This is a genomic window from Nocardia exalbida NBRC 100660 (assembly GCF_000308575.1).
Lineage (GTDB): Bacteria > Actinomycetota > Actinomycetes > Mycobacteriales > Mycobacteriaceae > Nocardia > Nocardia exalbida.
In genome coordinates, this window is the sequence record NZ_BAFZ01000126.1 from 128,021 (window position 1) to 136,161 (window position 8,141).

Sequence of the window (8,141 nt, forward strand, 5' to 3'; positions counted from 1 at the left end):
CAGGTGTCTCCGGCCGATCGTGCGAACAGTCGACGCCGCCAGCCTCGGCGCCGCGGTTCGGCCACCAATGCCGCCAATGCCGCCAAGCCGCGGATGCGTACGGTGCGGGAGACCTCGGCGGGCGGACTCGTCGTCGACGGCTTGGACGGTCCTCGGGAGTCGCGCAGTGCGGCGCTCATCGGACGCACCGATCGCCGCGGGCGGTTACTGTGGTCGCTGCCGAAGGGACATATCGAAGAAGGTGAGACCGCCGAGCAGACCGCGATCCGCGAGGTCGCCGAGGAGACCGGCATCAACGGTGTCGTGGTCGCCGAACTCGGCAGCATCGATTACTGGTTCGTGACCGATGGTCGGCGGGTACACAAAACGGTGCATCATTATCTGCTGCGTTCGGTCGGTGGTGAACTGTCCGACGCCGACGTGGAAGTGACCCAGGTCGCCTGGGTCCCGTTGAGTGAATTGGATTCTCGGCTGGCCTACGCCGACGAGCGGCGGCTGGCGGAGATGGCGAACAAGCTGATCGACCGGATGGAGACCGGCAAGCGATGACGCGTGGACTGTTCCGGATCTTCGTGGCGGTCCTGACCATCATCGGCCCGGTGACGACGCTGCCACTGCTCGATTCCGCCTCGGCCGCAGCGCAACCTGCCGGGTCCGGCACCTCGACGAATCCCAAATTCCTGAAGCTGTCTCTCGACTCGGTGACGCCGACCACGGTGACCACCGGCAGCGATTCGGTGCTGACGGTCTCGGGCACGGTCACGAATATCGGCGACCGTGTGGTGGACGACGTCAGCATTCGCGTCCAGCGGGCGGCGGCGATCACCGCGCCCGCCGGGTTGCGCACCACGCTGCGCCTCGACGAGGTCAACTACGACGTGAACGGCGACTTCGAGGATGTCGCGCAGCGGTTGAATCCGGGGCAGCGCAAGCAGTTCACGCTGAGCATCCCGTTGCGCTCCGAGAGCGGCGCCACGTCGCTGGGCATCACGGAACCGGGCGTCTACCCGCTGTTGTTGAACGTGAACGGCGAACCCGCTTACGGCACGCAGGCCAGGCTCGACGACGCCAGGTTCCTGCTCCCGGTGCTCGGTGTGCCGCCAGTCGCGGGTGAAGAGGCCCCGTCGGTGACCGCGCCCACCCACGCCCCGGTGGCGACGACGCTGCTGTGGCCGCTGGCCGACCGGCCCAGGCAGGTCGGGGGCCATCCGGGCAGCGTGGACGGCAAGGTGGAGCTGACCGACGACGAATTGGCCGCTTCGCTCGGCAAGGGCGGGCGTCTCGATCAATTGCTGGCCGCGCTGGAGGGGACGTTGAGCCCGGGCGCGGGCCGCAACGCCGATCTGGCTTCGGCCGTGTGCCTTGGCGTCGACCCCGACCTGCTGCTCACGGTGCGCGCGATGACCAGGGGTTATCGCGTGCTGGCCAGCCCATCCGATCCGGACGGCGCGACCAGGGCGGGCGCGGGCGCCGAACAGGCCCAGACCTGGCTGGATCGGCTGCGCGCGCTGGCCGGGTCGATGTGCACCGTGGCGCTGCCGTTCGCGCAGGTCGATCTCACCGCCCTGGCCGCGGTCAACGATCCGGCGCTGTCCGCGCGCGCGATCAGCGAACCGGCCGAGATCATCGACTCGATCCTTTCCACCCGGTCGGTGCGCGGGGTCGGCCTGCCGGATTCCGGCAGCATCGATGACGGCGCGGGCCGGCTGTTGCGCAGCCACGGTTTCAGCACCGCAGTGCTCGCCTCGACGGCGGCGGTTCCGCAGGACAGCGTGGACTGGGCGCAGTCGAGCAGTGAGAGCCACCAGACCACGACCGGTGCCGGCGAGGCAGGAGCCACCGCGGACCCGGGCAGCCCCGAAGTGGTGCGATTGCCCGAGATCACCGCGATCCAGCCCACCGCACCGGTACCAGCACCGCAGGTCACGGGCAGTCCGGCGCCGCCGGCCGGGGGTTCACCCGCTCCCGCCGCCGACCCGGCACTGCACGCGGTGACTTTCGACATCTGGTCCGCGACGGCGCTCGCCGCGGTGGGCTCCAATCCGCCCACCCCGCCCTTCACTCCGTCCCGGGTCCGCTACGACGTCACCAACGACTCGCGCGCGGCCCGCCTGCAGGACGCTCTCGGGGCGATCTCGTGGAGCGCGCTGCACCCGGAGGCGAACCGTTCGCGTTCGCTGTTGCTGGTCCCGCCACAGCAGTGGGGTGCGAACCGGGATGAGGCGACCGCGCTGCTGCGTCAGGTCGACCAGCTGCTGCGCGGCAATCTCGCCACCGCGCGTCCGTTCCACGATCTGGTGACGTTGCCGCCGGACCCGCAGCCCTACGCGCTGGACTATCTGTCGCAGGCCGCGCAGGACGCGGTGCCGGACCGGTTCCTGCCGCCCGCGCGCGAGCAGAGCCGTCGAATCACCGAGATGACGCGCGCGCTGGTGGACGTGCCGGAGGCCGAACCGACGCCGCACGACTTCCTGACGCCGCTGCGCGACGATCTGCTGCGGGTACTCAGCCTCTCCGATCGGCGTGCCGGCGATGCCGCGCCGGCGGATACGTTCGCCCAGCGGCGGCTGGACCAGAACACACGGACGATGGACAAGCTCTATCGCTCGGTCACCGTGCTTCCGCCGGGCGGGGTGTACACGCTCGCGTCCGAGCAGAGCCCACTGCTGCTGGTCGCGCGCAACGATCTGCCGGTCGCCATCCGGGTGAGATTCCGGATCGAGGCGCCGGCCGAGACGAAGATCACCGATCCCGGCGAACAGCAACTCCCGGCGAACGGGTCGCGCTCCTTCCAGGTCCCGACCGAGGTGAGCGACAGCCGCAACCTGGTCATTCCGATCTCGCTCACCACGCCGGAGGGCGTCGCGCTCGGCAACCCCACCCAGGTCTCGGTGCGTTCGAACGCCTACGGCAAGGCGTTGGCGATAATTACCGGATGCGCCGCACTCCTGCTGCTCCTGCTGGCCGGTCGCCGCTTGTGGCGCCGGTTCCGCGGACAGCCGGATCCGGCCGACGAGGGTTTCGATCCGGGCACCAGGCGCCGGGTCAATCGCTATCGGCGTGCGCGGCTGCGCGTGCTGCGGGCGCAGGAACAAGAGCAGGAGCAGTTGCAGGAGACGCGGTGAGCGATCCCGCTTCGATCCGGTCACGAAAACTGCTGCTACCTGCATTGATGTGGTGCGGTGCGGTGTCGTGTGGCACGGTGGAGGACAATCACGGTGTTCCCCGGCCGGTCCGGTCCGGACGGGGGCCACTGACAGAATGTTCGCCGACCACGGCGAAACTTTGCGGCGAGCCGCGGCTCACCGCACCGATGGGGGTGCGGATATCCCGGCTGGTACAGGAGGCATGATGAGCGACGATGACATATCGGCTCATCGCCCTCGACCAAGCGACCGGTTCGACGGGCCGCCGGTGCGCCGAGCCCCGGTCGCGCCGTGGGAACGCGGCCCGGCTCCGGCCGAAGCCGACCATCCGGACGTGAACGGCGGCCCGTACAACGACGAACAGGCACCGCTGGTGCCGCGGATCAGTCGTCCTCCGGCCGCACCGCAGCCGCGGCCGGGTCAGCGCATGCCTCCGCCGCCACCGCCAGGCGCGCAGCCGAGGCCGCCCGTGCCGCCACCGCCGCGCCCCGGGCCGGTGCCCAACCCGAACCCACGGCAGTATCCTGCTCCGCCGCCACCGGCCGGGCCCGGTCAACCGCGACCGGTTCCGCCCGGTCAGCGACCTGTTCCGCCCGGTCCGGCTCGCCCGGGCCCTGCCCCTTCCGGCCCTCCCGGCGGAGCTCCTCGGCAGGCGCCACCACGCCCGCCGCAATCCGGCGCGATTCCGACCGTGCCGCGTCCGCCTCGGTCCGGCGCCATCCCCGCGGTGCCCCGGCCCCCGCAGTCGGGTCCGATCCCCGCCGCGCCGCGTCCGCCCCGCTCCGGGCCGATCCCGGTCGCCACGCCGGAGTCCGACCGCGTGCCGCCGCCGCGCTATGCCCCGCCGCAGCCACAGCAATTCCCGCCACCGCCACCGCCGCGGCAACGCCCGGCCGGCCCGGTCCGGCACGAGCCCGCCGAACCGGATCGCCCGCGGACCAGGGAGTGGCCCGCGGCCACCGACACGATGGAGCCGCCGAAGGCGGACGAATCGAAGCAGAGCGCGAACTCCCGGCTGCTCAGCGACTCCGGATCGATCGCGTTCGCGACGCTGATCAGCAGGATCACCGGATTCGGCAAGCAATTGCTGCTGCTGACGGTGCTCGGCCCGGCCATCGCCAGCGCGTTCACCGTCGCCAGCCAGATTCCGAACATGATCGCGGAACTGGTGCTCGGCGCCGTGCTCACCGCGATCGTGGTGCCCACGCTGGTGCGCGCGGAGCAGGAGGATCCGGATCGTGGTGAAGCGTTCGTCCGGCGCCTGGTTACCGCGGCTTTCGTAGTCCTGGCCACGGCCGCGCTGTTGGCGACGGCCGCGGCGCCGGTGCTGACCACCCATGTCTTCCTGTCCGACGACGGCAAGGTCAACACCGCGCTCACCACCGCGCTGGCGTTCCTGCTGTTGCCCGCGATCCTGTTCTACGGCATGTCGGCGCTGCTCACCGCGATCCTGAACACCCGGCAGATGTTCAAGCCCGGCGCATGGGCGCCGGTGCTGAACAACGTGGTCGTGCTCACCGTGCTCGGCTTGTACGTCCTGATGCCCGGCGAGATCACGCTGGATCCGGTCCGCATGAGCGATCCGAAGCTTCTGGTGCTCGGCGTCGGCGTCACGGTCGGCGTGGTGGTCCAGGCGGTCAGCCTCCTTCCGGCCATCCGCAGGGCGGGCATCGACCTGCGCCCGCTCTGGGGGGTCGACGCTCGCCTCAAGCAGTTCGGCGGCATGGGCGCGGCGATCATCCTGTACGTGCTGATCAGCCAGGCGGGCTTCGTGTTCGCCACGCGGATCTCGTCGCACGCCGACGCGGCGGGTCCGGCCATCTACAACAACGCGTGGCTGCTGCTGCAATTACCGTACGGCGTCCTCGGTGTCACGGTGCTCACCGCGATCATGCCGCGGCTGAGCCGCAACGCCGCCGCCGACGACACGCCCGCGGTGGTCGACGATCTCTCCGCCGCCACCCGGTTGACCATGATCGCGCTGGTCCCCGTGGTCACCTTCCTCACGCTGGCCGGTCCCCAGGTCGGGCAAGCGCTCTACGGTTACGGCAACTTCGGCTCCGACGCCGAACGTCTCGGCCTCGCGGTCAGCTGGTCGGCGTTCGCGCTGATCCCGTACTCGCTGGTGCTGATCCACCTGCGGGTGTTCTACGCCAGGGAGCAGGCGTGGATTCCGACCTGGATCATCCTCGGCATCACCGCCGCCAAGATCGTCTTCTCCGCGCTGGCCCCGGTGATCACCGATGCCGAGCACGTGGTGATCGCGCTCGGCGTCGCGAACGGCCTCGGGTTCACGGTCGGTGCCGTGGTGGGTGGTTGGCTGCTGCACCGCAGCCTCGGTGATCTCCGGATGGCCAATGTCGGCCGCACAGTGACCCGTGTCGTGCTTGCGTCACTCGCGGGCGGCGCGGTGATGTGGATCGTGGATCGGGTACTCGGCCTGGATCGACTGACCGCGTCCTTCCACGGCCCGGGCTCGCTTATCCGGGTGGCGATCACGGCGGTCGTCATGTTCGCGGTGGCCTTCGGCCTGATGCGACTCGCCGGAATCCCCGAGATCGTGGCGATCACCGTGGCCATCTCCCGGCGGCTCGGCTGGACCCCGCCCGCACCGGATCTCGACCTGGAGAGCCCGGTCGAAGATCCTTATGTCACGCAGGTGCTCCGCAGGCCCGACCCGTACTTGGCGTACCCGCGGTTCGATCCGTACATGGACGCCCAGACCATGGTGCTGCCGGTAATCAGAGCCGATGCCGTTGACCGCACCGGCATGGGTGAGTTCCCGTACCCTGTTCGGCAGAGAAGCACAAGTGGCGAAATCGCCGGAACCTCGACATATCAGGGCGAAGGAGGACCGAGGGTGAGCGACGACGCGGTGGGCGGCGTCCCGGCCGCCGATTCTTCTGCGACCACGCCCGGCGGACTGTCCACCGATGTACCGCCGACCGCGGGGGAGCCGTTGGATCCCGCGTACGCGAACAAGGAGCCGGGTACGGCTCCGCCGGAACAGGACGCGGCGAGACCGCAGGAGAATCAGCTGCCGCCAAGGGATCCGATGTACGACACCGGGATGATCCCGGTCGGCTCGCCGGAGATGCCGCCGATGGGTGGCGAGAACTTGGGTGCACGGCGGATTCCGCGCGGCCCCAAGCTCATTCCGGGCGCTTCGGTGGCAGGCGGGCGTTACCGTCTGCTGGCGGGCCACGGCGGCGCCCGCGGCTTGAAGTTCTGGCAGGCGCTGGATATCAAACTCGATCGCGAGGTCGCGCTGACCTTCGTCGACGCCGACCAGAAGGCGACGGAGAACTCCGGGCAGGACGGTCCTCAGGCGATCCTGTCCCGGACGCTGCGCCTCGGCCGGATCAACTCGCCGGGCCTCGCCCGCGTTCTGGACGTCGTGCGCGGCAGCTCCGGCGGCATCGTGGTGGCGGAGTGGACGCCGGGTCGCTCGTTGCGCGAGATGGCCGAGACGGTGCCCTCGCCGATCGGCGCGGCGCGGGCCATCCGCGCCCTCGCCTCGGCGGCCGAGCTGGCTCACCGCGGCGGTGGCTCGCTGTCCATCGATCATCCCGACCGGGTGCGCATCAGCGCCTCGGGTGATGCGGTGCTCGCCTTCCCCGGCACCCTCTCCGACTCCGACGCGCAGTCCGACGTGCGCGGTCTCGGCGCGATGCTGTACGCGCTGATCACCGCCCGGTGGCCGATCCGCTCGGGCGGCGTCAGCGGATCCGCGGCGACCGTCGGCGGGCTCCGGTTCGCCGACTTCGGCCCGGACGGCACTCCGGTGGAGCCGCGCCAGATCCGTCCCGAGGTGCCGTTCGAGATCTCCGCGGTCGCCGTGCGCTCGCTGGAGTCGAACAAGGGCGTGCGGACGGCGGCGACGGTCCAGCATGTGCTGGAACAGGCGTCGGTGGTCGATCAGAAGACCGATTTCATTCCGGTGCTCCGGCTCGGCCAGCGCGCGCCCGCGAACATGGACGACTCGCTCGCCGATCCCGAACTGCTCGCGGCCGAACGCGAGCGCTCGCAGCGGATGATGTGGATCATGGTCGGCCTCGGCATACTCGCCGCGCTGGTGGTCGGCGTCGTCATCTGGTGGATGGTCAGCTTCTTCGCGCCGACCGCTTCGGATGCTCCGCTGAACGAACAGCGCAATATCGGCCTGACCACGAACAATCAGCCGGTTCCGACGCCGGCGGCCGCGGGCCCGAACCTCACGTCGACCGGTGTGCCGGTTCCGGTGACCGGGGTGTCGGTGTTCTCCCCGGAGGGCACCGCCGACGGCGTGGCCAACGTCCAGGCGGTGCTGGACAACGATCCGGGCACCCAGTGGCGCACCGATCAGTACTTCCAGCAGTTCCCGGCGCTCAAGAAGGGGGTCGGGCTGCTGGCCACGCTGCCCGCCCCCGCCAAGCTCACGAATGTCTCGATCAACTCGCCCAGCGCGGGCACGTCGGTGGAGATCCGCACCTCACCCACCGGCTCGCCGACGCTGGATCAGACCCAGCTGATCGGTTCCGCCCGGCTGGACAACGGCGTCACCGACATCCCGGTGCGCGCCGACCAAGCCGCCCGCTACGTTCTCGTCTGGATCACCGGACTGGGGAATTCCGGAGGACAGTTCCAGACGGCTATCGCCGACATCCGTTTCGACGCCGCGCCCTAGCCCGGCTCCGCTTCTGCCGCACATTCCTTCGTGCGGGCCACTCGTTGCGCGACGTTGATCGTCGCGTTTTCCGCCGTACCCCGGCCGCTCATTTGGTTGCTGCCAAAACGTTACGGACGATATGATCTTGGAGCGCTCTCGGCAGGGGAGTCCCAGGTACTGGCGTTTCGGTCCTGGATGCTGCGAGATCTCGGTGATGGTCAACCATGCCCGTTGCCGCCGTGAGGGCCGTCCAAGGGGTTGGCATTGTCGTCCGAAGTGAACGAGGAGCTGGGCAGGGGGGCGTCGCGGCCGGTGATGTGTCACGAGCGTTCCCTCGTACTCGGTGA

At 69.9% G+C, this 8,141-nt stretch carries 3 protein-coding genes; all 3 read left to right on the forward strand.

The genetic code is table 11. The features are described 5' to 3' along the window. Positions 1–3: 3 nt before the first annotated feature. On the forward strand, positions 4–549 hold the full coding sequence (locus ON29_RS29535; protein WP_040871303.1) for an NUDIX hydrolase: 546 nt from the start codon (positions 4–6) through the stop codon (positions 547–549). After that, a complete protein-coding gene (locus tag ON29_RS29540) occupies positions 546–3,125 on the forward strand; it encodes a DUF6049 family protein (protein ID WP_040871304.1) in 2,580 nt (859 codons plus the stop codon). The genes ON29_RS29535 and ON29_RS29540 overlap by 4 nt, the downstream gene beginning before the upstream one ends. 988 nt (positions 3,126–4,113) lie before the next feature. After that, a complete protein-coding gene (locus ON29_RS29545) occupies positions 4,114–7,812 on the forward strand; it encodes a murein biosynthesis integral membrane protein MurJ (RefSeq protein ID WP_083864146.1) in 3,699 nt (1,232 codons plus the stop codon). Positions 7,813–8,141 lie beyond the last annotated feature (329 nt).

Bases quoted from the DNA above. Each gene is read 5' to 3' on its own strand.
- ON29_RS29540 (WP_040871304.1), top strand. From the start codon at position 546: ATGACGCGTGGACTGTTCCGGATCTTCGTGGCGGTCCTGACCATCATC.
- ON29_RS29545 (WP_083864146.1), top strand. From the start codon at position 4,114: ATGGAGCCGCCGAAGGCGGACGAATCGAAGCAGAGCGCGAACTCCCGG.